Genomic DNA, 25,466 nt, shown 5'->3' with positions numbered 1-25,466 from the left:
GTCTCCGCGCAGGCACGCCCGCACATGCGATCCACGACGTCCGGTGATAAGCTCGGCATCGACGCACCGTCGCGCGTCCGTCACCCGACCGACCCTATGCCTCCCGCGAGTCCGCTCATGCCCATCGCTCCCGCTGTCGTCTCCGCCTTCACGCCCACCGGCAAGCTCCGCGCCTCGATCAACCTCGGCAATCCGATCCTCGCGAACCGCGACCCGGCGACGGGCGAACCGTTCGGCGTCTCGATCGACCTCGCCCGCGCCTTCGCCGAGCGCCTGTCGGCCGACCTGGAACTCGTGGTGTTCGACGCCGCCGGCAAATCGGTGCAGGCGCTGACCGACGAGCGCGCCGATTTCGGCTTCTTCGCGGTCGATCCGCTGCGCGGCGAAACGGTCGCGTTCACCGCGCCGTACGTGCTGATCGAAGGCTTCTATCTCGTTCCCGACGCCTCGCCGATCCGCACCAACGCGGACGTCGACCAGCCGCACAACCGCGTGGCCGTCGGCAACGGCAGCGCGTACGACCTGTTCCTCACCCGCGAACTGAAAGCCGCGCGGATCGTGCGCGCGCCGACGTCGCAAGCCGTCGTGTCGACGTTCGTCGAGCAGCAACTGGAGGTGGCGGCCGGCGTGAAGCAGCAGCTCGAAGCCGACGCCGCGAAAACACCCGGCCTGCGCCTGCTCGACGAGCGCTTCATGGTGATCCGGCAGGCGATGGGCGTGCCGAAGAGCCGCGGCGACGCGGCCGCGGCGGCCCTGAACGCATTCGTGGAAGACATGAAGGCGTCCGGCTTCGTCGCCGATTCGCTGCGCCGGCACGGCATCACGGGTGCATCGGTCGCGCCGGCCGGCTGATCGAAAACCGTGGGCCGCCGCGCGCAACGCGCGCATTCGCCGACCGCCGGGATCGTCCGGTGCGTGGCGCAGGCCCGCGATTTCAGCACGAGGCAGCGGGATCTCCGTGCGCATGACCGGGGCGAAACGCGCGGCGCCGGTCGTCGCAATGCGGCGGCCTTCATACCGGCGACGTGCTGCTCCGCACAAACCGGCATCGGGTTGCACCGGCGTCGGGCACGAAGCGCCACCGGTGCAATCGCCGTCGCCCGGACCGGCCATCACCCGGCGCTAGCGCAAACCCGAACCCGGTTGCACTGTTCATCGCCATTCTGGTCCTGTATCGTCCTTCCATCCCCCGATTGCGAAACCGCTGCATGGGAGGCTCACGATGCGCAAAAAGAATGCTGCAGCCGTCTGGATCCTGATCGCGATGGTGGCAGGCATCGCGATCGGCTACATGGTCTTCACGAGCTTTCCGGACAAGAAGGCCGCCGCCGAAGTCGCCGGGTACATCTCGCTCGTCTCCGACGTGTTCCTGCGCCTGATCAAGATGGTGATCGGGCCGCTCGTCTTCTCCACGCTGGTCGTCGGCATCGCGCACATGGGCGACGCGGCGTCGGTCGGACGCGTGTTCGCGAAATCGATCGCCTGGTTCATCACCGCGTCGCTGGTTTCGCTGCTGCTCGGGCTGCTGATGGCGAACCTGCTGCGGCCCGGCGACAATCTCGGCTTGCCGCTGCCGGACATCGGCGCCTCCGCGAACCTCGCGACGTCCAAGTTCACGCTGAAGGATTTCGTCGGCCACATGGTGCCGAAATCGTTCGCCGAGGCGATGGCGAACAACGAGATCCTGCAGATCGTCGTGTTCTCGATGTTCTTCGGCGTCGCGCTCGCCGCACTCGGCGACCGCGGCAAGGTCCTCATCGCCGCGATCGACCAGCTGTCGCACGTGATGCTCAAGATCACCGGCTACGTGATGAAGCTCGCGCCGCTCGCGGTGATGGCCGCGATGGCCGCGACCGTCGCGGTCAACGGGCTGTCGGTACTGCTGAAGTTCGCGGTGTTCATGGGCGACTTCTACGTGAGCCTGTTCCTGCTCTGGGCACTGCTCGTCTGTGCGGGGCTCGTGTTCCTCGGGCCGCGCGTGTTCAAGCTGCTGGTGCTGATCAAGGAAGCGTTCATGCTGTCGTTCGCGACGGCCAGCTCCGAAGCCGCGTACCCGAAGATCCTCGACGCGCTCGACCGCTTCGGCGTGAAGCGCAAGATCTCGAGCTTCGTGATGCCGATGGGCTATTCGTTCAACCTCGACGGCTCGATGATGTACTGCACGTTCGCGTCGCTGTTCATCGCGCAGGCGTACAACATGCACCTGTCGCTCGGCACGCAGATCACGATGCTGCTTGTCCTGATGCTCACGTCGAAGGGGATGGCCGGCGTGCCGCGCGCATCGCTCGTCGTGATCGCGGCCACGCTGCACCAGTTCGGGCTTCCGGAGGCCGGGCTGCTGCTGATTCTCGGTGTCGACACGTTCCTCGACATGGGCCGCTCGGCCACCAATGCGGTGGGCAACTCGATCGCGAGCGCGGTGGTCGCGAAATGGGAAGGCCAACTCCTGTCGGAAGCGGAAGCCGAAGCCAACGCGGCGCGCATCGAAGCGGAACAGGAAGCGACGATCGCACATCCGACGGAAGTCTGACGGAGGCCCGGCGATGAAGATGCAGCGATTCTGGCGTGCGCTCGCGCTCGCGGGCCTGCTTGCGACGGGCACGACCGCGCGCGCGGAAGATGCGCCTTCGACGCTGCCGCGCGTCGAGCCGTTCGCGCCGGCCCAACTGACCGGCACGCTCGCGAAAGTGCGCGGCAGCGGGACGATCGCGCTCGGCTATCGCGACGCGTCGATACCGTTTTCGTACCTGAACGCGCGCAACCAGCCGATCGGCTATTCGATCGAGCTATGCAAGGCGCTCGTGTCGTCGATCGAGGATGCGATCAACCGGAGCCTGACGATCCGCTGGGTGCCGGTCACGTCCGACACCCGCATCGACGCGGTGGTCAGCGGGAAAGTCGATCTGGAATGCGGCTCCACGACCAGCAACCTCGAGCGCCAGAAACGCGTGGCGTTCTCGCCGATCATCTTCGTGGCCGGCACGAAGGTGATGGTGAAACGCGGCGCGCCGATCCGCTCGTTCCGCGACCTCGCGGGCAAGAAAGTCGCGGTGACGGCCGGTACGACCAACGAGAAGACGCTGCGCGACCTGAACGACAAGTTCCGGCTCGGGATCCAGCTACAGGTGGTGCCGGACCATGCGCAGGGTTTCGCGCTCGTCGCGAATGGCGGCGCCGACGCGTTCGCGACGGACGACGTGCTGCTGTACGGCCTCATTGCCGAGAATGCGGGCAAGGGCGGCCAGTACGACGTGGTCGGCGACTTTCTTTCGTACGACCCGTACGGAATCATGTTCCGCAAGGACGATCCGCAACTCGCGCAGGTCGTGAAAACCACGTTCCAGGAATTGGCCGCCGACGGCGAGATCGCGCGTCAGTACAAGCGCTGGTTCCTGCGCCCGCTTCCGTCGGGCTTGAGTCTGAACCTGCCGATGAGCCCGCAACTGGAGACCATCATCGAGACGATCGGCGTCAACGGGAGTTGAGCGCGTCGACATGAACGACGAAACACGCGCGGCCCCGATGCCTCGCCAGGCACCGGGGCCGCTCACCGGACACGACGCGTTCAGCCGACCCGCGCCGCGCCCTGCTGCTCCGCTTCATCGTCTTCGCTGGCCGTTCGTGCGAGCACCGGCTTCAACGCCTGCCCCGTATGGCTCGCGCTCACCTTCGCGAGCGCTTCCGGCGGCGCCGCCGCGACGATCGTGCCGCCGCCCACGCCGCCTTCCGGCCCAAGATCGATGATCCAGTCGGCTTCCGCGATCACGTCGAGGTCGTGCTCGATCACGACGACGCTATGCCCCGCATCGACCAGCCGATGCAGCACACGGATCAGCTTCGCGACGTCGGCCATATGCAGGCCGACCGTCGGCTCGTCGAGCACGTACAGCGTATGCGGCGCCTTCTGGCCGCGCCGCGTGATGTCGTCGCGCACCTTCGTCAGCTCGGTGACGAGCTTGATGCGCTGTGCTTCGCCGCCGGACAGCGTCGGCGACGGCTGACCGAGCGTCAGATAGCCGAGCCCGACGTCCTTCATCAATTGCAACGGATGCGCGATGTTCGAGATCGGCGCGAAGAACTCCACCGCCTCGTCGATCTCCATCGTCAACACGTCGCCGATGTTCCGGCCGCGCCACGTGACGGCGAGCGTTTCCGGATTGAAGCGCTGCCCGTGGCACACGTCGCACGGCACCTTGACGTCGGGCAGGAAACTCATGCCGATCGTGCGCACGCCTTGCCCTTCGCAGGCAGGGCAGCGCCCATCGCCGGTATTGAACGAGAAACGCGATGCCGTATAGCCGCGTGCGCGCGCCTCGAGCGTATCGGCGAACAGCTTGCGGATCGTGTCCCACACGCCGATATAGGTGGCCGGACACGAACGCGGCGTCTTGCCGATCGGCGTCTGGTCGACTTCGAGCACGCGATCGATCTGCTCCCAGCCGCTCAGCGATTCGCAACCCTGCCATGCGTGCGTGACGTTCAGCGACGGCCGCGGTGCGCTGCGCGCCAGGACGCTCGAACGGCGATTGGTGGCCGGCGCGTCCTGCTGCGCGGCCTTGCGCGCACGCCGCGTGGCCGGCGACGACAGCACCGAGCGGCCGACCGCATCCAGCAGGTTCGTCATCAGCACGTCGCGCGCGAGCGTCGACTTGCCCGACCCGCTGACGCCCGTCACCGCGACGAGCCGCGCGAGCGGAATGCCGACCGTGACGTCGCGCAGGTTGTGCAGCCGGGCGCCATGGACGGTCAGCCACGCTTCCGGCACGGCCGCACCGCCCTTCTTGCCCGGCAGGCTCACGCTGCGGCGCGGCTGCAACGGATGCGTCATCGGCTGCGCGAGCAGGCGCCCCGTCACCGAATCGGCCTGCGCCGCGAGGTCGGCGACCGCGCCTTGCGCGACCAGCGTGCCGCCGCGCTTGCCGGCGCCCGGGCCGACGTCGATGATGTGATCCGCGCGGCGGATCGTGTCCTCGTCATGCTCGACGACGACCAGAGTATTGCCCTTGTCGCCGAGCTTGCGCAATGCGTCGAGCAGGATCTGGTTGTCGCGCGGATGCAGGCCGATCGTCGGCTCGTCGAGCACGTAGCACACGCCCTGCAGGTTGCTGCCGAGCTGCGCGGCGAGCCGGATGCGCTGCGCTTCGCCGCCCGACAGGCTCGGCGCCGCACGATCGAGGCTCAGATAGCCGAGCCCGACCTCCTCGAGAAACGCGAGGCGGCTGCCGATCTCGCTGACGATGTCGCGCGCGATCTGCGCGTCGCGCCCGGTGAGTTCGAGCGCATCGATCCAGCGGCGCGTATCCGACACCGTCCATTGCGCGACCTCGACGATCGGATGCGCGTCGAACGTGACCGCGCGTGCGGACGGATTCAGCCGCGTGCCGTGGCAGTCCGGGCACGGCTCGTTGCCGACGCCTTCCGGTTCCTGTTCGTCCGACGGCAAGGTTTGCTCGCGGCCGCGATCGTCGCCGGCGAGCACCGTGTCGTCGTACGCGGCGCGCTGTTCGCGCGTGAGCGTGACGCCGGTGCCGACACAGGTCGTGCACCAGCCGTGCTTGCTGTTGTACGAGAACATCCGCGGGTCGAGCTCCGGATAGCTCGTGCCGCACACCGGGCACGCGCGCTTGACCGACAGCACCTTGACCGCGCCGACCTGCGCGGTCGAATGATCGTTCCGCATCGCATCGTGCAGCCCGTCGAGCGGCGCGAGCAGGTGCATCACGCCCTTGCCGAGCTCGAGCGTCTCGTCGAGCCTGCGCCGCAACTCGGCTTCGTTGTCCGGCGCCACGACGATATCGGCCACGGGCAATTCGATCGTGTGCTCGCGGAAGCGGTCGAGCTTCGGCCACGGGTCGACCGTGACGAACTCGCCGTCCACCCGCAGATGCGTGCTGCCGCGCGCCTTCGCCCACTTCGCGAGATCCGTATACACGCCCTTGCGGTTGACGACGAGCGGCGCGAGCAGCCCGACGTGCTCGCCGCGATGATCGCGCAGCAACTGGGCGACGATCGATTCGACGGATTGCGACGTGACCGGCGTGCCGTCGTGGATGCAGTGCTGCAGGCCGAGCTTCACGTACAGCAGCCGCAGGAAATGCCACACCTCGGACGTGGTCGCGACCGTGCTCTTGCGCCCGCCGCGCGACAGCCGCTGCTCGATCGCGACGGTCGGCGGGATACCGTACACCGCGTCGACCTCGGGGCGGCCGGCCGGCTGCACGATCGAGCGCGCATACGCGTTCAGCGATTCGAGGTAGCGGCGCTGGCCTTCGTGGAACAGGATGTCGAACGCGAGCGTCGACTTGCCGGAACCCGATACGCCGGTGATCACGTTGAACTTGCCGTGCGGGATGTCGACGTCGAGCGACTTCAGGTTGTGCTCGCGCGCATTGACGATCCGCACGACGTCCTCGCCTTCGATCGCCCGGCGCGCGCGCGCCGCGTTCAGCACGGCCTGCAGCGGCACGCCTTCGTCGGCGTGCACCGCCTCGCCATCCATCTCGCGGTCGTACTGCAGCAGCGCCACGCCGGTATGCGATGCGGCGCAGGCCTTCACGTCGTCGGGCGTGCCCGCGCACAGCACGAGGCCGCCGCCGTCGCCGCCTTCCGGGCCGAGGTCGATCAGCCAGTCGGCCGCGCGGATCACGTCGAGGTTGTGCTCGATCACGATCAGCGAATGGCCGGCCGCGAGCAGCTTGCCGAACGCCTGCATCAGCTTCGCGATGTCGTCGAAGTGCAGCCCGGTGGTCGGCTCGTCGAACATGAACAGCTTCGCGCGCGCGATGCGCGCTTCTTCCGTCGCGACCCGGCGCCCGTTGGCCGCCGCCGCCGATTCGGCGAGGAAGCCGGCGAGCTTCAGGCGCTGTGCTTCCCCGCCCGACAGCGTCGGCACCGGCTGGCCGAGCTTCACGTACTCGAGGCCGACGTCGACGATCGGCTGCAGCACGCGCAGCACCTCGGCGTCGGTCGCGAAGAACGCGGCTGCCTCGCTGACGGTGAGATCGAGCACGTCGGCGATGTTCAGCGCGCGGCCGTCGCGCTCGATGCGCACTTCGAGAATCTCGGCGCGGTAGCGGCTGCCGTCGCAATCCGGGCAACGCAGGTAGACGTCGCTCAGGAACTGCATTTCGATGTGTTCGAAGCCCGAGCCGCCGCAGGTCGGGCAACGACCGTCGCCCGAGTTGAAGCTGAACGTGCCGGCGCCGTAGCCGCGCTGCAGCGCGAGCGGCGCCTTCGCGAACAACTTGCGGATTTCGTCGAATGCGCCGACGTAGCTAGCCGGGTTCGAGCGTGTGGTCTTGCCGATCGGCGACTGGTCGACGAACACGACGTCGCCGACCTGGTCGGCGCCCGTGAGGCTGCGGTACGCGCCCGGCGACTCGGTCGCCTTGCCGTGGTGCCGCGCCATCGCCGGATACAGCACGTCCTGCAGCAGCGTGGATTTGCCGGAGCCGGACACGCCCGTCACGCACACGAGCCGCTGCAGCGGAATCTCGACCCTGACGTCGCGCAGGTTGTGTTCGGTCGCGCCTTCGAGCACGATGCGCGGCGTGTTGGCGTCGACCACGCGGCGCGCCCAGTTCGACGCATGCGCGACCTGCTTGCGGCCGCCGAGATACTCGCCCGTCAGCGTGTGCGCGGACCGGATGTCGGCCGGCGTGCCGTCATAGACGATCGTGCCGCCGCGCTCGCCCGGGCCGGGGCCCATGTCGATCAAGCGATCGGCCGCGAGCATCACCGACGGATCGTGCTCGACCACGACCAGCGTATTGCCCGCGTCGCGCAGCCGCTGCATCGCCTCGACGATCCGCGTGAGGTCGCGCGGATGCAGCCCGATGCTCGGTTCGTCGAGCACGAACAGGGTTTTCGTGAGCGACGTGCCGAGCGCCGTCGTCAGGTTGATCCGCTGCACCTCGCCGCCCGACAGCGTGCGGCTTTGCCGGTCGAGCGTCAGGTAGCCGAGCCCGACGTCGCACAGATATTTCAGGCGCGTGCGCACCTCGGCGAGCAACAGCTTCAATGCGTCGTCGAGCAGCGCGCTCGGCAGGACGATGTCGTCGAAGAAGCGCCGGATGCGCTCGATCGGCAGCAGCATCAGGTCGTGGACGGTCAGGCCAGGCAGCGCTTCGAGCTGCGCGCGGCTCCAGTCGACGCCGCGCGGCATGAAGCGGTCGGCCGGCGCGAGCACGGCGTCCGCATTCTCTTTCGAGCCGAGCCGCCATTGCAGCGACTCCGTCTTCAGGCGCGCGCCGCCGCACACGTCGCACGGCGTATAACTGCGGTATTTCGACAGCAGCACGCGGATGTGCATCTTGTACGCTTTCGATTCGAGATAACCGAAGAAGCGCTTCACGCCGTACCACTGGCTTTGCCACTTGCCGTTCCAGTCCGGCGACCCGTTGACGACCCAGTCGCGCTCGGCGTCCGTCAGCTCGGACCACGCCACGTCGCGCCGGATGCCGGCCTTCGCCGCGTAGCGCATCAGGTCGTCCTGGCACTCTTTCCATGCGGGCGTCTGCATCGGCTTGATCGCGCCGCCACGCAACGTCTTGCGCGCGTCGGGAATCACGAGGCCGAGATCGACGCCGATCACGCGGCCGAAGCCGCGGCAGGTTTCGCACGCGCCGTACGCCGAGTTGAACGAGAACAGCGCGGCTTGCGGCTCCGCGTAGCGCAGGTCGCTGTCGGGATCGTGGAGCCCGGTGGAGAAGCGCCAGATCAACGGCTCGGCCGTTGCGTTTTCCGCGTCCGCCGCCAGCACGTACACGTTCACGCGGCCGCCGCCGCGCTTCAGCGACGCCTCGATCGCCTCGACCACCCGCACCTTGTCGGCCTGCTGCACGCGAAAGCGGTCGGCCACCACGTCGAGCATCTTGCGCGGCCCGGTGGGCGACGCGACTTCGCGCTGCGCCTGCACGCGCGTGTAGCCGCTCGCCGACAGCCACTGCGCGATTTCCTCGTCGGACACCGCTTCCGGCAATTCGACCGGGAACGTGACGACGACGCGCGGATCGTCCGCCTGCGTGCGCGCGACGAGCTCCGCGTAAATCGTCTCCGGCGTGTCGTGCCGCACCTGCCGCGCGGTCTTGCGGTCGAACAGCTCGGCCGCGCGCGCGTACAGCAGCTTCAGGTGGTCGTTCAGCTCGGTCATCGTGCCGACGGTCGACCGCGAGCTGCGCACCGGGTTGGTCTGGTCGATCGCGATCGCAGGCGGCACGCCGTCGACGCGCTCGACCTGCGGGCGATCCATCCGGTCGAGGAACTGCCGCGCGTACGCGCTGAAGGTTTCGACGTAGCGCCGCTGGCCTTCCGCGTACAGCGTGTCGAACACGAGACTCGACTTGCCGGAGCCCGACGGGCCGGTCACGACCGTCATTTCACCGGTGCGCAGGTCGAGATCGAGATTCTTGAGGTTGTGCTGACGTGCTCCGCGAATGCGGATCAGATTGCTGGATGACAATTTGCCTGCCCGTCTGAATGAGTTAGCCAGAGTTCACGGTGCCGGAACGCTGCGGCGGATGCCCGCAGGCGCGGCGCACGGGCCGCAAGGGTTGGACCTGCGCGGCTCGAGTTCGACGGCTACTATACTGTATATTCATACAGTTTTCCATGACGACCCTGCGGGCATCATGGACAGGCGGCGGGGGATCCCCGTCGGCATCGACCATCCGGAATCGCGTTGCCTGCGATGCGGGGTCGAAACGGCGTGCGGCTTCAGCGGCGCGCCGCCGTGCAGCTAGCCGCGCTTGCGCAGCGGGTCCAGCAAGCCTCTCAGGCCGTTGTGATCGATTTCGTGCATCAGCGCGAGCTGTCGGCCGAGCTCGCCGCGCGGAAACCCTTCGCGGGCTAGCCAATTGAGATAGTTGCCCGGCAGGTCGGCAAGGAGCCGGTCCTTGTACTTACCGAAGGGCATTGTGACGGTGACGAGGCATTCGAGGTCGAGGGATCGCATGCGGGTATTGTGCACGGCTTTCCGCTGCCATGGCATGCAAGCCGACCTGGGTCGACCGACGGTCGTAAAACCGCCCCGTCGCGCGTGCTGAAAGCGGGCCGCCGCCCCGCGTCCGGCCTGCTAGACTGAAATTTCCGCCTGCAAACCCTGGAGGGAATCATGATGTCCATCTATGTCGTGAAGACCGGCGAGCAGTTCCTCTGCACCGCCGAGGACGGCGACATCGGCATGGCGCCGGCCATCGAGGATGCCGCCTCCTTTGGTTCGTATGACGAAGCGGAGAAGGCCGCGAGCGCGCATGCCGACCCGGGCTACGAGATCGTGGCCGTCTGCGTGATCAGGCACTGAGCGTCGATCCACGGCCCGGTGCGAATGGCGATCCGCGTGCCGGACGCAAGGCAGCATGCGGGGCGTCGTCGCCAGGCGACGGACTCCGCATGCACACGCAGCGACGGATCTTCCCTCCCGCCGCCGTCTGCGTCGTGCATCATCGCCGCAAGCGAGCCGCCAGGCTTCGACGGCCACGCTTGCGGCAATTTTGTCGCAGCGCCCTACTTCTGCAGCGAGATTTCCACGCGACGATTGCGCGCCCGTCCTTCGACCGTATCGTTCGATGCCGCCGGATTCGCTTCGCCGTGACCGTTCGCGGCAAACGAATCCGCTTTCAGCCCGTGCTCGCGCAAATATCCGGCGACCGCATCCGCCCGGCGCTTCGACAGCGCCTGATTGTGCGCATCCGAACCGGTCGCGTCGGTATAGCCGTCCACTTCCACGCGCGCGAAATGGCGGTCGCCTTGCTGGTTCAGCAGCTTGTCGAGCGTGGCGGTGGCCGCGGGCGTCAGCACGGCCGAGTCGGTCGCGAAGTACGCATCGCCGGTCAGGCTCACCTTCTCGACCGGCGCGGGCGCCGGCGCGACGGCCGCGGCGGCCGGCGCGGGCGCCGCACCGCACTGGAACACGATCGAATGCGGATCGGCGCCGTCGCGGTACGGCGTGGTGGTGTCGACCAGGCGCACGGGTTCGTTGCCGCACATGCGCGTCGCGACCTTCATGCAGGTCTTCGCGGTCGACAGGATGCCGTGGCAGTCGACCTGGAATGTCCGGATGCCGTTTCGCGACTGTAGTTCGTATGCGTTGTACGTCGGCCCCGACGCACTCGAGCAGGCCGTGAGGGAAACGACGGACGCCAGCAGGACAAGATGGTGTTTTTTCACTTGATGACTCCGAGAATGCGATGAGCACGGCGCGTGCGGCGCGAGGTCGCGACGCATCCGCGCACGTTTGCGTTCGGCGCGGTCCGCTCCGGCAGCGCGTGCCGGAACGAACCGCTGCGCGCGATCACTTCCACTGATACAGCATGCCCGCGCCGACGACGCGCTGGCTGCCGGCGAAACCGCCGTTCAGCGTCGCCTTCAGGTTCTCCGTGACGCGCGCCTGCACGCCGACCGCCATGGCCTTCTGGCCCTGGAACGTCGCCGTGCCGACCCCCATCGCGAAGTTCGAATCGCGGTCCATGTGCGGGATCGACGCCATCGCGGCGGTCGCGGCGATCCCCTCGCGGGCCATCGAATCGGTCTGCTGGATCTGCTGCTGCATCTGCGTGAGCTGGTTGTTGACCGTGTTCAGCGACTGCGTGAACTGGTTCGATACCGCATTCAGCTGATTCACGTTCACGGCGTCCGTGCCCTGCGTGCCCGCCGCGACGTTCACGACCTGCCGCGCCGAATCGGCCGAGCCGACCGCAACGACGTTCGAGCGGCCGCCGTCGTTGCTGCCCGTGCCGAGCGCCGTCGAGTTGTTGCCCGATGCCGTCGAGCCGACACCGATCGCCGTAGAACCGTTGCCCGATGCGAGCGAACTGTTGCCGACCGCCGTGCTGTTCGAGCCCGATGCCACCGCGCCCGAACCGCCCGCCGACGAGTTCGCCCCGGTCGAGCCCGGCGGCACGTTCGCGCCGTTCGGGTTCGTCGTGTACTGCCCGCCGAGATTGGTCGTGCGCTGGTCGATCAGCGTCGTCAACTGGTTCGCGATCGAATCGAGCTGCGACACGTTCACCGCATCCGTGCCGTTCTTGCCGGCCGCGAGCCCCGTGATCTGCCGGTTGCCGACGTTCACTTCGCCGGCCGACGACTGCGGGCTGCTCAGCCCGTACGCGACGTAGTTCGTCAGCGCGCCGACCGTGGTCAGCGAACCGGCGCCCAGCGCCACGCTGTTCGCGAACGTCGCCGACGCACCGGCGCCGAGCGCGAGCGCATCGGTCGCCGTGCTGCGCGCACCCGAGCCGAGCGCGACGCTGCCCACGCTGACCGCTACCGCGTTGGCGCCCTGCGCGACCGACTGCGCGCCGGTCGCCGTCGCGCCGCTGCCCAGCGCGATTGCGTCGGCCTGCGCGGAGCTCGCCGCCTGCCCGATCGCCACGCCGCCCGGCGCGGTCTGGTCGACGATCGCGCCGTTGCCGATGCCCACGCCGTGGTCGCCGTTGACGACCGTCGTCGGCCCCACCGCGACCGATTCCGCGCCGGCCGCGAGCGAATCCGCCGCGGTCGAATTCGCGTGGAAGTACTTCTGGCCCGTGACCGCGAACGACTGCAGCGCGCCGGTCAGCTGCCGCACCGTCACCGCGTCCTGCTGGCCGGTGCCGTCCGCGACGTTGGTGATTTGGCGGTACGTCTTGTTCGTCGCATCGCCGACCGACACCGCGCCGAGCAGCGTCTGGTCGGTCGTGTCGAACGGGATCGACGCGCTGCCGTTGCGCAGGATGCCCGACGATGGCACTACCGCGCGGTCGGCCACCGAGCCCGAGCCGAGCGCGATGCTGCCGTCGACCTTGGAAATCGCGTTCGGGCCGATCGCGACGCTGTCGACGCCCACCGCCTGGCTGTCCGGCGCGGTCGAATTCGCGTGGAAGTACTTGATGCCGTGCGCGTTGATGTTGTCGATCGCCGAGCCGACGTTGTTGTTGATCGTGGTCGACCCGTCGCTGTTGTAGGTCACGTACGACGGCGCCGAGATCGTGCCGGTGGTCGGATCGTAGGTGGCCCCGCCGCCGATCGCGCCGGCCGTGCTGTTGCCGAGGTTCGTGTTGTTGTTCGCGATCGAGCTCAGGCCCGTCGACAACGAACTGATCCCGGTCGACGTGGCGGTCGACAGCGAGGTCAGGTTGCTGTTCGTCGAGCTCAGGCCGGTCGACAGCGAGCCGACGACCGTCGAGGTCGACGTGGACAGCGACGTGATCGAGCTGTTGGTCGAGCTCAAGCCGGTGGACAACGAGCCGACGACGGTCGACGTCGACGTGGACAGCGACGTCAGGTTGCTGTTCGTCGAACTCAGGCCGGTGGACAGCGAGCCGACGACGGTCGAGGTCGACGTGGACAGCGACGTGATCGAACTGTTCGTGCTCGACAGGCCGGTGGACAGCGAGCTGATGCCCGTCGAGGTCGACGTCGACAGCGACGTCACCGTGCTGTTGGTCGAACTCAGGCCCGTCGACAACGAGCTGATGCCCGTCGAGGTCGACGTGGACAACGACGTCACCGAACTGTTGGTCGAACTGAGGCCGGTGGACAACGAACCGATGCCCGTGGACGTCGACGTGGACAGCGACGTCACCGCGCTATTGGTCGAACTCAGGCCGGTGGACAACGAACCGATACCCGTGGACGTCGACGTGGACAGCGACGTGATCGAACTATTGGCCGACGACAGGCCCGTCGACGTGGAAGTCGACAGCGACGTGACCGTGCTGTCGGTCGAACTCAACCCGGTGGACAGCGAATTGATACCCGTCGAGGTCGACGTGGACAGCGACGTGATCGAACTATTGGCCGACGACAGGCCCGTCGATGTGGAGGTCGACAGCGACGTGACCGTGCTGTCGGTCGAGCTGAGGCCCGTCGACAACGAGCTGATGCCGGTCGACGTCGACGTGGACAACGACGTCACCGCGCTGTTGGTCGAACTGAGCCCCGTCGACAACGAGCTGATACCGGTCGACGTCGACGTGGACAGCGACGTCACCGCGCTGTTGGTCGAACTCAGGCCCGTCGACAACGACGAAACCCCGGTCGACAACGACGTGATGCTCGACGCCGTCGACGTCGATAGCGAATCGAGCGCCGTGTTCGTCGCGGCAAGCTGCGAACCGTTGATCGCATCCGTGCTCGCCGAATTGACGCGCCCGGCCGCGACGTTGGTGATCTGGCGCTCGGTGCCCGCCGCGCCGACGCTGACGACGCTCGTCGGATTCGTACCGTTGTAGTTGTACGTGACGCCGCCGAGCGTACCGGTCGCCGTCGGATGCGGCACGTCCGTCACTGAACCGGAGCCGAGCGCGACATCGTTTGCATTGTTCGCGACGGCCGACGCACCGAACGCGATCGCGCCCGCGGCTGCGGCGGTCGACGTGTTGCCGAGTGCGAGTGAACCCGTGCCCTGCGCATTGTTCGTATTGCCGATCGCCACCGCGCCGTTGCCGTTCGCGGTATTGTTCGAACCCATCGTGACCGCGCCGGTGCCGATCGCGCTGCTCGGATCGCCGATCGCGACGGCGCCGTCACCGCTCACCGTCTGGCCCTGGCCGAGCGCCACGGCGCCGGTCCCGCCCAGCACCTTCGAGTTGTTGCCGCCGGCGATCGAACCGGCGCCCGCGCCGGCCGCGACCGAGTTGGACGCACCGATCGCGACGGTCCAGTCCGCCGCCGCCACGCTGTTGATGCCGATCGAGGTTGCCCCGACGGCGGATGCAGTCGCGCCGGGGCCTAGTGCGGTTGCCGACGTGCCGGTCGCGAGCGCGAGATTGCCGAGCGCGACGCCGAACAGCGCCGTCGCGGTCGATTGCACGCCCATCGCGATCGAGCTGACGCCCGACGCGTTCGCGTTCAGGCCGAATGCCAGCGCATTGTCCGCGCCGGCCGTCGTGTTCGAGCCCATCGCGATCGAACTCGTGCCGAGCGACTGCGTGCCCGACCCGGGCACGCCTGCGGTGCCGCCCCAGCCGATCGCGATCGAGCTGGTGCCCTTTGCGCCGCTGTTGACGCCCATTGCAACGCCGGAATTGCCGGTCGCCAGTGCACCGCTGCCGACGGCCACGCCTGCCGAGCCCGTACTCGTCGCTTGGTTGCCGATTGCGACGGTGCCGGTATCAGTCGCATGCGTCGCATAGCCGAGCGCGACGCTTTGCGCCCCGGCCGCACTCGCCCCGAGACCCAGCGCGGCCGCATACTGACCGGACGCGAACGCATTGTTGCCGAGCCCGATGGCGGCAACACCGGTCGCCGCCGCGCCGCTGCCCATCGCCACCGCACCGCTTTGGGTCGCGCTCGACAGGTTGCCGATGGCAACCGAATACGCGCCCGAACCGATCGCCTGCACGCCGAGCGATGCACTGTCGACGCCGGTCGCTTGCGCATTGATGCCGACGGCCGTCGATCCGTCACCCATCGCGTGCGCACCCGGGCCCAGTGCCGTGGCCGATGTGCCTGCCGCCGTGGACAGGTTACCGAACGCGGTTGAATTCACCTGCGTGGCCACCGAACCGTTACCGACCGAGATCGAACTGGCGCCGCCGGTCGCGGAGCCGCCGCCCGCCGAATACTGCGCGTGCGCGCCAGCCTGAAACAGCCCGAGATACGCGGCCGCCAGCGTCATCACGATACGCCGCGGCGACAACCCTGCATGCGCGCCCGGGCGCACCGCGGCGCCCGCCTGCGCGACGTGCTCGGCCACCCTTCTCGACGACGCCACCCGCTTCCCGCGCGCCCGGTCAAGTTCCGAAGCCGCAACCCAGGCTCCCAGTGCTTCGTTCCAGATCGACTTGAACGACTTGTTCATCTCGTGTTCCCTCGGTTCTCATGTGCTGGATGACGCAACAGCGAACGCGACATCAGGCGCGGCGCGGACCCTCTCCGCTTTCGCCTGCCCCGCGACGCTCCGCTTGCTACTTCGCATAACTAATAAAAACTACGAACAGCGTTGCTCGACACGCTCGATACCATCGCAACGGCACGGCCGATCGACGCGCGTGCCCGTTCGGCACGACACGCGATCACGATCGCCGGTTAGCGGCTCATGGAAATCGACTTCGCCGGCCCGGCGGCGACACGGTGCATGCCGCGCTGCGAGACCGCACGCGCGTCCACCGTCGCACCCGCCGACGGGCGACTTCGAATCTCATCGGAAAAGCGTCGCTCGGACGCTGGACGAACGGAGGCCGGCCCGCATCGCGGGCGGCCCGTCATGTGTCATTCAGGCGGCGAAAGGCGCCATGCTGTCCCCGGGTCTGAAGCATGCGCCGCCGGATCGCTGACGCTGACAGCCGGCACCGGATCGATCGACCCGACGCCCTGACCTGCCATGCTTGTCGTATTCATATTTTTCGTATCCGCCTGATTCGATAGAGCGCCGCGCACGGCCTTCGGATCGATCAAACCGCCCGGCGGCCCACGCGAAACCACTCACCCCTTTCCGTCCGACGGGCGACCCGTTCTTCCGGATTTCCGGAAAAAAACCGGCTACTCGACGAACGACCCCGGCATCGAATTAATCGATCGAATTTGCTTGACGATTTCTTCTCGCTCGATGCCTTTCACTCACACCCACGCCGTCATTTCTCGATTCGCCTTGTATATCTAGCATTTCACGAATCATGACGTTTTCATTACTCTCGTGCCTGTTATTCTTTTGTCATCGCCCTCTCATCATCTGAGAATGCCATCATTCAATGTGACATTGAATATCGGCTGCCATGGAGGCGACGGCAACAGCAATTTTCGTGGCAACCGAAGTCGGGGAAAGAACCGATTCCAGCCGCGTCTGGGCTAGTGTGCCGGCATTCGTTCAAACAAACCTTTTCCGCAGCGGACAAATCCTTTTCCCGAGCGGACAGCATTTACATTCATACACATTCGCAGGACATTCGATTTTCCGGAAAGCGGAATATCCCCGCGACATCAACGAAAACTTAATCACCACGACAATGAATTAGCAGATTCAATTCAGACCGCGCCATCGAATTTCGACAGCACGCTCACAAATTCATCATTCGGGCCATTTCGATTCCACCAGTCCATTTGACCGGAAATAAAGACCGGAATTATCAAAATCGCTTCGGCACATTTTTCCGAATCATTTCGTCGACAGCGAACCACCTCGCCGGGCCGTCCCCGCGCCCGCCCGACAAGTCCCCACGCGCCGCACGGAATCCTCACAGGCGATACTGTTGTCGGCATATAATTTTTTGCAACAATCGTGCAGATAGCGATGCCTCCGACCTGACAGGCCATTCCCTTCCAACGCGTTCGCAACCATGCCATCCCGCTTGTCCAGTTCGGCGTCGCCACGCACCACGCCGGATCTCGCTGGCGCACATATCCTCATCGTCGACGATCGCCCGAACGACCTGCGGCTCCTGACCGAAATCCTGCGCGCCGCGCAGTGCCGGATCAGCGTCGCGTTCGACGGGCTGCAGGCCTATCACCGCGCGCAGGCCATCGCGCCCGACCTGATCCTGATGGACGTGCGCATGCCGCGCATGGACGGCTTCGCCGCGAGCCGGCTGCTGGCGTCGACCCCGTCGACGCAATCCATTCCGGTAATCATCCTGACGGCCGCCGGCGATCTCGAGGATCGCATCGCGGGGCTCGAAACGGGGGCGCTCGACTACATCGTCAAGCCGTTCGAACCGGCGGAAGTCATCGCGCGCATCCGCAATCACCTGAAGCGCGGGCGGCGCAGCCAGCCGTTCGCGCATCTGCCCGAATTGCCCGACAACCCCGACGCGGCGCTCGTGCGCGCCGCGAGCGACGTGCTGCTGCGCGACCTGCGCCATCCGCCGGCGCTCGAGGAACTCGCCCGGCAGGTCGGCACACACGAAAAGCGGCTGTCGCGCGTGTTCCGCGATCATCTCGGCCAGACCGTGTTCGAGTACCTGCGCGACACGCGGCTGCGCGCCGCGATGCACTTCCTGTCGGAAACGTCGATGGGGATCGGCGACATCGCCGAGGAAATCGGCTTCTCCACGCCCGGCAATTTCGCGACGGCGTTCCGCGAACGCTTCGGCATCACGCCGTCCGACTGGCGGCGCCAGCGCCACGCGGTCGGCGCGCCGGTCGCACCCGGGGGGCACCACGGCGATGCGTAGGCAATACGCGGCATGGGCAGCGGGATGTCGCGGATTGCTCCTGCTGCTGGCGGCGCTGGCCGTCACGTGCGCGACGGCTCGTGCCGCAACGGCGCCGAATCCCGCGCAACTCGAAGCCGTCGCGGTGTTCGAAGACGCCGGCACGACGCTGTCCGTCGCCGACGTGGCCGCCCGGCTCGACGATGCGCGCCGCGACGCGGCCACGGCATCCCGCCCGTCGTTCAACGTGACGTTCTCGCGCTCGGCGTGGTGGGTCCGCGCGACGCTGATCAATCGCGACAGCGAAACGCGCCCGCTGGTGCTGGCGATTCGCGATGCGCGCGTCGACCGGGCCGACTTCTATGTCGAGCGGCACGGTCGCTGGCTGCCCGACCACAGCTTCCCGGCCGATCGCGGCGACGCGCGCGAGGCGCCGTCGCGCTACCCGACCCTCGACGCCACGCTGCGCGCGGGCGAACAGCTCCCCGTGCTGATCCGCATCACGTCGCGCAAGGAAATGCGGCTCGCGCCGATCGCGTTCACCCGCGACGCGTGGGTCGCGCAGGAGTTGCACGCGTCGATGTGGAACTTCGGCTTCTTCGGCGGGCTGCTTGCACTCGTGTGGTGCGCGCTGCTGATCGGCTTTTTCTCGCGCAGCGGCGTGTTCCACGTGCTGGCCGTGCTGACCCTGAACACCGCGCTGTTCGAAGCCGCGTACCGTGGCTATCTCGCGATGGCCCTGTCCCCCGCCGCGCGAGAATGGTCGACGCGCGGCGAAACGATCTTCGCGTACTTGTCGGTCGCGTGCTTCATCGTCTTCATCCTGATGGTCGCGCATCGCGAGAAGGCGAAGATTCCGATGCGCGCGGTGTACGTGGTGTTTCTCGCGCTCGAATGCGCGGGAATCGCCGGCGCGGCGTTCGGCGATCTGGCGACCTTCGCACGGTTCTGCCTATGGCTGAACACCGCGCTCGCGATCGTCAACATCAGCCTGGCGCTGATGCTCGTGATCCGGCGCACGCCGACGGGCCGCGTGATGCTGATCGCGGTCGCGTTCGCGACGTTCAACATGCTGATCCGCATGCTCGATGGCCGCGACGCGTTGCCGTCCGTGCTGTCATGGATCCGGTCCGACGTCTTTCCGAACCCCGTCATCGCGATCATCGGGCTCGCGACGCACCTGCTGGTGCTGGCCGCGTGGATTCACCACGTGGGCAAACAACGCACCGAGGCGCGCAAGCGGCTCGAACACTGGCAGCTCACCGAACAGGACCGGCTACGCGACGAAGTCGCGCGGCGCACGGTGGCGCTCAACGATGCGTTGCAACAGTCGAAGACGCACCTGCAGCAGAAGATCGAGACGCTCGGCTACGTCAGCCACGACCTGCGCGCGCCGCTGTCGACGATCAACGGCTATGCGAAGCTGCTACTGCAAGGCGCGACGCGCGGCCAGGCGCGGCTGATCCGGTCGATCGACCGCAGCATCCGCTACCAGCTCGCGCTGATCGACGAATTGCTCGCGTTCACGAAGGCCGAACTGCAGCCGCTCGGCGTCGCGCCCGACCGCACCGACCTGCCCGGGCTGCTGGACGACATCGGCCACTACGCGCTCGCGCTGTGCGCGCAGCAGGACAACCGGTTCGTCTACCAACCGGTCACGGCGCTGCCGCGCACGGTGCTGATCGACGGCATCCGGCTGCAACAGGTGCTGTTGAACCTGCTGTCCAACGCATCGAAATTCACGCGCAGCGGCACGGTCACGCTGTCGGTTCACGCGTCGCGCGAAGGCGACGCGTGGCGCCTGCTGTTCGAGGTCGCCGATACGGGCATCGGCATCGACATCACCGCGACCACCGACATCTTCCGCGCGTACCAGCAGGTGCAGGCCGTGAACGGCGGCACCGGGCTCGGCCTGTTCATCGCGCAGCGGATCGTCGCCGCGATGGGCGGCGAGCTGGCCGTCGCGAGCCAGCCGGGCGTCGGCACGTCGTTCTCGTTCGCGGTCGTCGCGCCGGCCCTCGGCCATGCGCTCGCACCAGCGTCGGGGCTCGTCAGGCGGTTTCATCCGGCCGACGAAGCGCCGCCGGCCCGCGCCGCGCCCGCGATGCGCAGCCCGCCCGCCGATGCACTCGCGGAACTGATCGCGCTCGCCGGCGAAGGCCGGCTGACCGATATCGAGGAATGGCTCGGCCAGTATGTGGACGAGCCGGATCACGCGCCGTTCGTGCACGAAATGCGCGCACACCTCGACGCACTGGACTTGCACGCGATCGAAAAACTGGCCGGCTCGCTGAAACGCACGCGCGTCGCGGATACGTCGTTCGACACCGAGACGGACGCGACCGGGCCGGCCTGACGGCGCGAACCCGTACGCTTCATTTCACCGCGGTACGCTCGCGCTGCCGATCGGCCCGCTCGACCACGCGGGTCAACCGAATGATGTCGGTCAGGCCGAATTCGCCGGCATCCGGGCGCGGGCGACCATGCTCGTCGGCCACGCGCATCGCGAACGCCAGCGCTTCGGAACGTTCGCGCAGCAGCACCCGCAGCGCATCGGCCACGATCCGGCAGTCGCGCGCGTCGCCCAGGTCGAGCAGCGGCCGGCGGCCGTGCTCGATAGCCAGCGTATCGGCCACGCCCGCCGTCATGTCATCACGCTTCATGCCGTTCTCCTCGCGCAAAGGGGGCGCGGTCGCACTACGACCGCCGCATCGTCGAGACCAGCGCGATGTCCTCTTCCGGCGGCGCCGGCCGCGCGGGGGCAGTATCGCGCGTCGGCCGCTGCGCGCCGAGCCCGGTGCCGCCGGTGCGCCGCCGCGTCGCGTGCCGCTCGATGACCCGCTGCAACACGCAGAACACGCACAGCAGCGCGCCGATCACGATCCGCGTCCACCATGAACTCAGCGTGCCGTCGAACGTGATCAGCACCTGGATCGTGCCGAGGATGCCGACCCCGAACACCGAACCGATCACGTAGCCCACGCCACCCGTCAGCAGCGTGCCGCCGATCACGGTCGCGGCGATCGCGTCGAGCTCCATTCCCTGCGCCTGCAACCCGTAACCCGACAGCACGTACAGCGTGAATACCACGCCGCCGAGCGCCGAACAAAAGCCGCTCAGCGCGTAGACGCCGATCTTCGTGCGCGCGACCGGCAAGCCCATCAGCAGCGCCGAGCGTTCGTTGCCGCCTACCGCATACACGTTGCGGCCGAAGCGCGTGAAATGCGCGACGTAGATCGCGACGGCCAGCGTCGCGAGCGCGATCAGCGCCCCGGCGCTCAGCGTGCCGCCGCCGACCGGCACGCTGATGCCGGCGATCGCATGAAACGCCGGCTGGTTGATCGTGATCGACTGCGTCGTGATCAGGAAGCAGGCGCCGCGCGCGAGAAACATGCCGGCGAGCGTGACGATGAACGGCTGCAACCGGAAATAGTGGATCAGCGCGCCCATCGCGGCGCCGTACAGCGCGCCGAATGCGAGCACGAGCGGCACGATCACCCATACCGGCCAGTGCAGCCGTTCGGCGCCCACCGCGCAGAAGATCGTTGTCAGCGCAACGACCGAGCCGACCGACAGGTCGATGCCGCCGGATACGATCACGAACGTCATCCCGATCGCGACGATCAGCAGGAACGCGTTGTCGACGAGCAGCCCGGTCAGCACCTGCATCGAGAAAAAGCCCGTGTACATCACGGACCCGAAACCGAACAGGGCGACGAACAGCACGATCGTCACGACGATCGGCAGCGTGCGCGGATCGGCGAGGCGACCAAGGAAACGGGTCATCGCGGCGTCGCTCCGGTGGTGGTGGCGCGCGATCGCGCGGAAGGCAGCAGCCGCGACGCGTGCCGGACCAGCAGCGCGCGCGCCGCGTCCGACTGGATCAGCGTCACGACGATCACGACGACCGCCTTGACGACGAGCGTCGCCTCCGGCGGCACGCCGATCGAGTAGGTCGTGTAGGTGAGCGTCTGGATGATCAGCGCGCCGAGCACCGAGCCCGCGAGACTGAAGCGGCCGCCGAGCAGCGACGTGCCGCCGAGCGTCACCGCGAGGATCGCGTCGAGTTCGAGCAGCAGCCCCGCGTTGTTGCCGTCGGCGCTGCGCACGTTCGAACTGGCGAGGATGCCCGCGAGCGCCGACATCACGCCCGAGCACAGATACACGCCGAACACGACCGCGCCCGAACGCAGCCCGACGAGCCGCGTCGCGACCGGGTTCACGCCGATCGCGCGAATGAACAGCCCGAGCGCCGTGCGGTTCACCAGCAGCGCGCTCGCCCCGATCGTCGCGAGCGCGATCCACACCGCGCACGGCACGGTCGCGAGATAGCCGCCGCCGAGCGCGAGATAGCCGGGCGCGCCGATCGGGATGATCTGGCCGCCCGTCAGCAGTTGCGCGACGCCGCGCCCCGCGACCATCAGGATCAGCGTCGCGATGATCGGCTGCATCCCGACGAATGCGACCAGCAGCCCGTTCCACGCGCCGGCCAGCAGCCCGACGCCGAGCGCGGCGGCCAGCGCCATGCCGACCCGCGACGGATCCGCCTCGAGCACGATCGCGGCCGCCGCGCCGGCGATCGCGACGATCGCGCCCACCGAGATGTCGATCCCGCGCGTCGCGATCACGAGCGTCATCCCGAGCGACACGATCACGAGCGGCGCCGCGCGATTGAGGATGTCGATCGGCGCGCCGAACAGGTGGCCGTCGAGCAATGCGATCGACAGGAAGCCCGGGCGATGCGCGACGTCCAGCGCGAACAGCAGCGCGAGCGTCAGCACCGGCCACGCGAGCGGATGACGAAACAGCGTGCGTAACCGCGTCATGACTGGCCTCCCGCGATCAACCGGTAAACCTGCTCCTCGGACGCATCGGCGCCCGTCAATTCGGCGACCTTGCGGCGGTCGCGCAGCACCGCGATCCGGTGGCTCACGCGTACGACCTCGCCGATCTCCGACGAGATGAACAGGATCGCGAGCCCCTGCGCGCACAGCGCGAGCACACGCTCCATGATGTCGAATTTCGCGGCGACGTCGATGCCGCGCGTCGGCTCGTCGAGAATCAGCAGCTTCGGGTCCGTCGCGAGCCAGCGCGCGAGCAGCACCTTCTGCTGGTTGCCGCCCGACAGCAGCCCGATCGGCTGCTCCGCGTCGCGCGCCTTGATGCCGAGCCGGGCGATGTACGTGTCGGCGATCTCGCGCTGGCGCGCCCGCCCGATCAGCCGCCACCAGCCGCGCCGCGCCTGCAGCGCGAGGACGATGTTCTCGCGGATCGACAGCGCGGCGACGATGCCCTCCTTCTTGCGGTCCTCCGGGCAGTACGCGATGCCGTGGCGCACCGCATCGTGCGGCGATGCGAGCCGCGTGCGCGCGCCGCCGATCTCGATCGCACCGGTATCGGGACGCGCGGCGGCGAACGCCAGTTGCGCGGTTTCGGTGCGGCCCGAGCCGAGCAGCCCGGCCAGCCCGACGATCTCGCCGGGGCGCACGTCCAGATCGAGCGCGCTCATCATCCCGCGCCGGCCGACCTGCTGCATCGACAGGAACGGCGCGGGGGTCGCGGTGTCGCGCTCGACCGCCGCGGCGCCCGCCTGCAGCGTCTCGGACATGCGCTCGCGGCCGGTCATCTTCGCGACCAGCAGGTCGACCGGCAGGTCGCGCGCGAGATACTCGCCTTCGCGCTCGCCGTTGCGCATCACGGTGATCCGGTCGGACACCGCATAGGTCTGCTCGAGAAAATGCGTGACGAACAGGATCGCGATGCCCGACGCCTTCAGCCGGCGCAGCACGTCGAACAGGCGCGCGACCTCGCCGTCGTCGAGGCTCGAGGTCGGTTCGTCGAGAATCAGCACGCGCGCGTCGACCGACACCGCACGCGCGATCGCGACCATCTGCTGTACCGCGATCGGATACGAATCGAGCGAACGCGTGACGTCGAGCGCCAGGTCGAGTTCGGCGAGCGCGTCGCGCGAGCGCGCATGGATCGTCTTCCAGTCGATCGCGCCACGCCGCATCGGCTGCCGGCCCGCGAAGATGTTCTCGGCAACCGACAGGTTCGCGCACAGGTTCACTTCCTGGTAGAGCGTCTGGATGCCGGCCGCCTCGGCCTCGCGCGGCGCGGCGAAATTCACCGGCGCGCCGCCGACGCGAATCTCGCCCGCATCGTGCGCGTGCACGCCGGTGAGCACGTTGATCAGCGTCGACTTGCCCGCGCCGTTCTGGCCCATCAGCGCGTGGATCTCGCCCGGAAACAACCGGAAGTCCACGCGCTGCAGCGCGCTGACGCCCGGAAACGACTTGTCGATGCCGATCATCTCGACCACCGGCGAACTCTGCATGCAGCCTCCCTCGAAGCGCCGCCGGACGGTGGCCGCCAGGCCGCCGCCCGGGCGGACAGGTCAGTACTTGCGGGTCGGCAGCACCTGCGCCGCGACGTTCATCGGAAACACCGTTTCGTTGGTCACGATGCGCTTGGGCAACTGCTTGCCGGCGACGACGTCCTTCACCGCGGTCATCAGCTGCGGGCCGAGCAGCGGGCTGCATTCGACGTCGACGTTGATCTTGCCCGCGACCATCGCCTGGAAGCCGCCCTTGGTCGCGTCGAACGACACGACGCTCACGTCCTTGCCGGGCTTGATGCCGGCCTCTTCCATCGCCTGGATCGCGCCGAGCGCCATGTCGTCGTTGTGCGCGTAGACGACGTTGATCTGCTTGCCGTAGGTCTTCGCGAATGCTTCCATCACCTGCTTGCCGCCGGCGAGCGTGAAGTCGCCGCTTTGCGACGCGATCACCTTGAATTTCGGATTGTTCTTGATCACTTCGAGCAGGCCCGCGCGGCGGTCGTTGGCCGGCGCGGAACCGACCGTGCCCTGCAGCTCGACGATGTTGATCGGGCCCGCGTCGTTCTTGTAGCGCTCTTCCAGCCAGTGGCCGGCGCGCCGCCCTTCCTCGAGGAAGTCGGAGCCGATCATCGTCACGTACAGCGACGGGTCCTTCACGTCGACGCCGCGATCGGTCAGGATCACCGGGATATGCGCGGCCTTCGCTTCGGTCAGCACCGGCTCCCAGCCCGATTCGACGACCGGCGAGAACGCGATCACGTCGACCTTCTGCGCGATGAACGAGCGGATCGCGCGAATCTGGTTCTCCTGTTTCTGCTGCGCGTCGGAAAACTTCAGGTTGATGCCGGCGTCCTTCGCCGCGCTCTTCACCGACACGGTGTTCGCGGTGCGCCATGCGCTTTCCGCGCCGACCTGCGAGAACCCGAGCGTGATCGGCTTTTGCTGCGCGTGCGCGCCGCCTGCCAGCACCGTCGCCGCGGCGACGATCGCGCCGGCCGCCAGCTTCCTGATGAATGTCATGGTCCGTCTCCGATGATGTCGTTGTGTGCCGCGGCGCT

Annotated in this window: 16 protein-coding genes; 6 read left to right on the top strand and 10 right to left on the bottom strand. The window is 67.7% G+C overall.

Annotation, left to right across the window (positions count from 1 at the left end):
• The first annotated feature begins 117 nt into the window (after positions 1–117).
• From DTA15_RS10130 to DTA15_RS10115, 3 genes are all read left to right on the top strand, one after another.
• Complete coding sequence (locus DTA15_RS10130; protein ID WP_006498040.1) at positions 118–852, top strand: ABC transporter substrate-binding protein; 735 nt, start codon at positions 118–120, stop codon at positions 850–852.
• Between the two features lie 370 nt (positions 853–1,222).
• A complete protein-coding gene (locus DTA15_RS10120; RefSeq protein WP_006485551.1) occupies positions 1,223–2,530 on the top strand; it encodes a dicarboxylate/amino acid:cation symporter in 1,308 nt (435 codons plus the stop codon).
• Between the two features lie 13 nt (positions 2,531–2,543).
• Positions 2,544–3,485 (top strand): amino acid ABC transporter substrate-binding protein, encoded by a 942-nt coding sequence (locus DTA15_RS10115; protein ID WP_006485578.1) that lies wholly within the window; start codon positions 2,544–2,546, stop codon positions 3,483–3,485.
• Between the two features lie 80 nt (positions 3,486–3,565).
• Here DTA15_RS10115 and uvrA read toward each other — a convergent pair whose 3' ends face one another.
• Positions 3,566–9,460 carry an excinuclease ABC subunit UvrA gene (gene uvrA / locus DTA15_RS10110; RefSeq protein WP_006485580.1) on the bottom strand — a complete coding sequence of 1,965 codons (5,895 nt, stop codon included), beginning with the start codon at positions 9,458–9,460 and terminating at the stop codon, positions 3,566–3,568.
• 276 nt (positions 9,461–9,736) lie between these two features.
• Positions 9,737–9,952: a DUF3820 family protein gene (locus DTA15_RS10100; RefSeq protein ID WP_012336985.1), complete on the bottom strand. Its 216-nt coding sequence runs from the start codon at positions 9,950–9,952 to the stop codon at positions 9,737–9,739.
• A gap of 159 nt (positions 9,953–10,111) precedes the next feature.
• Between DTA15_RS10100 and DTA15_RS10095 the strand changes: the two genes are divergently transcribed.
• On the top strand, positions 10,112–10,300 hold the full coding sequence (locus DTA15_RS10095; protein WP_020980031.1) for a hypothetical protein: 189 nt from the start codon (positions 10,112–10,114) through the stop codon (positions 10,298–10,300).
• A 203-nt stretch (positions 10,301–10,503) separates the two neighbouring features.
• On the opposite strand, the gene DTA15_RS10090 is transcribed toward DTA15_RS10095, so the two are convergent.
• The 3 genes from DTA15_RS10090 to DTA15_RS10075 all read right to left on the bottom strand — a co-directional run bounded on the left by DTA15_RS10090 (position 10,504) and on the right by DTA15_RS10075 (position 17,232).
• Positions 10,504–11,166 (bottom strand): OmpA family protein, encoded by a 663-nt coding sequence (locus DTA15_RS10090; protein WP_006485570.1) that lies wholly within the window; start codon positions 11,164–11,166, stop codon positions 10,504–10,506.
• A gap of 124 nt (positions 11,167–11,290) precedes the next feature.
• On the bottom strand, positions 11,291–15,781 hold the full coding sequence (locus tag DTA15_RS10085) for a YadA-like family protein (RefSeq protein WP_006485575.1): 4,491 nt from the start codon (positions 15,779–15,781) through the stop codon (positions 11,291–11,293).
• Between the two features lie 1,163 nt (positions 15,782–16,944).
• Positions 16,945–17,232 carry a hypothetical protein gene (locus DTA15_RS10075; RefSeq protein ID WP_143275515.1) on the bottom strand — a complete coding sequence of 96 codons (288 nt, stop codon included), beginning with the start codon at positions 17,230–17,232 and terminating at the stop codon, positions 16,945–16,947.
• Between the two features lie 23 nt (positions 17,233–17,255).
• On the opposite strand from DTA15_RS10075, the gene DTA15_RS10070 reads away from it, so the two are divergent.
• Together DTA15_RS10070 and DTA15_RS10065 are read left to right on the top strand one after the other, a co-directional pair.
• Positions 17,256–18,089, top strand: a complete 834-nt coding sequence (locus DTA15_RS10070; RefSeq protein WP_006485588.1) for a response regulator transcription factor — start codon at positions 17,256–17,258, stop codon at positions 18,087–18,089.
• Positions 18,082–20,424 carry a sensor histidine kinase gene (locus DTA15_RS10065; RefSeq protein ID WP_034178505.1) on the top strand — a complete coding sequence of 781 codons (2,343 nt, stop codon included), beginning with the start codon at positions 18,082–18,084 and terminating at the stop codon, positions 20,422–20,424. Before DTA15_RS10070 ends, DTA15_RS10065 begins: the two co-directional genes overlap by 8 nt.
• A 19-nt stretch (positions 20,425–20,443) precedes the next feature.
• Here DTA15_RS10065 and DTA15_RS10060 read toward each other — a convergent pair whose 3' ends face one another.
• The 5 genes from DTA15_RS10060 to DTA15_RS10040 are packed head-to-tail and all read right to left on the bottom strand — an operon-like array spanning position 20,444 to position 25,428.
• Positions 20,444–20,749 carry a hypothetical protein gene (locus DTA15_RS10060; RefSeq protein WP_226244984.1) on the bottom strand — a complete coding sequence of 102 codons (306 nt, stop codon included), beginning with the start codon at positions 20,747–20,749 and terminating at the stop codon, positions 20,444–20,446.
• 16 nt (positions 20,750–20,765) lie between these two features.
• Positions 20,766–21,854 (bottom strand): galactofuranose ABC transporter, permease protein YjfF, encoded by a 1,089-nt coding sequence (yjfF, locus tag DTA15_RS10055; RefSeq protein WP_006498029.1) that lies wholly within the window; start codon positions 21,852–21,854, stop codon positions 20,766–20,768.
• Entirely contained in the window at positions 21,851–22,894 is a 1,044-nt protein-coding gene (locus DTA15_RS10050) for an ABC transporter permease (protein WP_006482238.1), read from the bottom strand. Before DTA15_RS10050 ends, yjfF begins: the two co-directional genes overlap by 4 nt.
• The gene (locus DTA15_RS10045; protein ID WP_006482243.1) at positions 22,891–24,405 is read right to left on the bottom strand and encodes a sugar ABC transporter ATP-binding protein; all 1,515 of its coding nucleotides are present in this window, start codon (positions 24,403–24,405) and stop codon (positions 22,891–22,893) included. Before DTA15_RS10045 ends, DTA15_RS10050 begins: the two co-directional genes overlap by 4 nt.
• Positions 24,406–24,465: 60 nt before the next feature.
• Positions 24,466–25,428, bottom strand: coding sequence for an ABC transporter substrate-binding protein (locus DTA15_RS10040; protein WP_006482235.1), 963 nt, complete (start codon positions 25,426–25,428; stop codon positions 24,466–24,468).
• Positions 25,429–25,466 lie beyond the last annotated feature (38 nt).

Origin of the sequence: Burkholderia cenocepacia, assembly GCF_900446215.1 — a bacterium.
Classification (GTDB): Bacteria; Pseudomonadota; Gammaproteobacteria; order Burkholderiales; family Burkholderiaceae; genus Burkholderia; species Burkholderia cenocepacia.
This window is presented reverse-complemented; position numbering and strand designations above follow the sequence as displayed.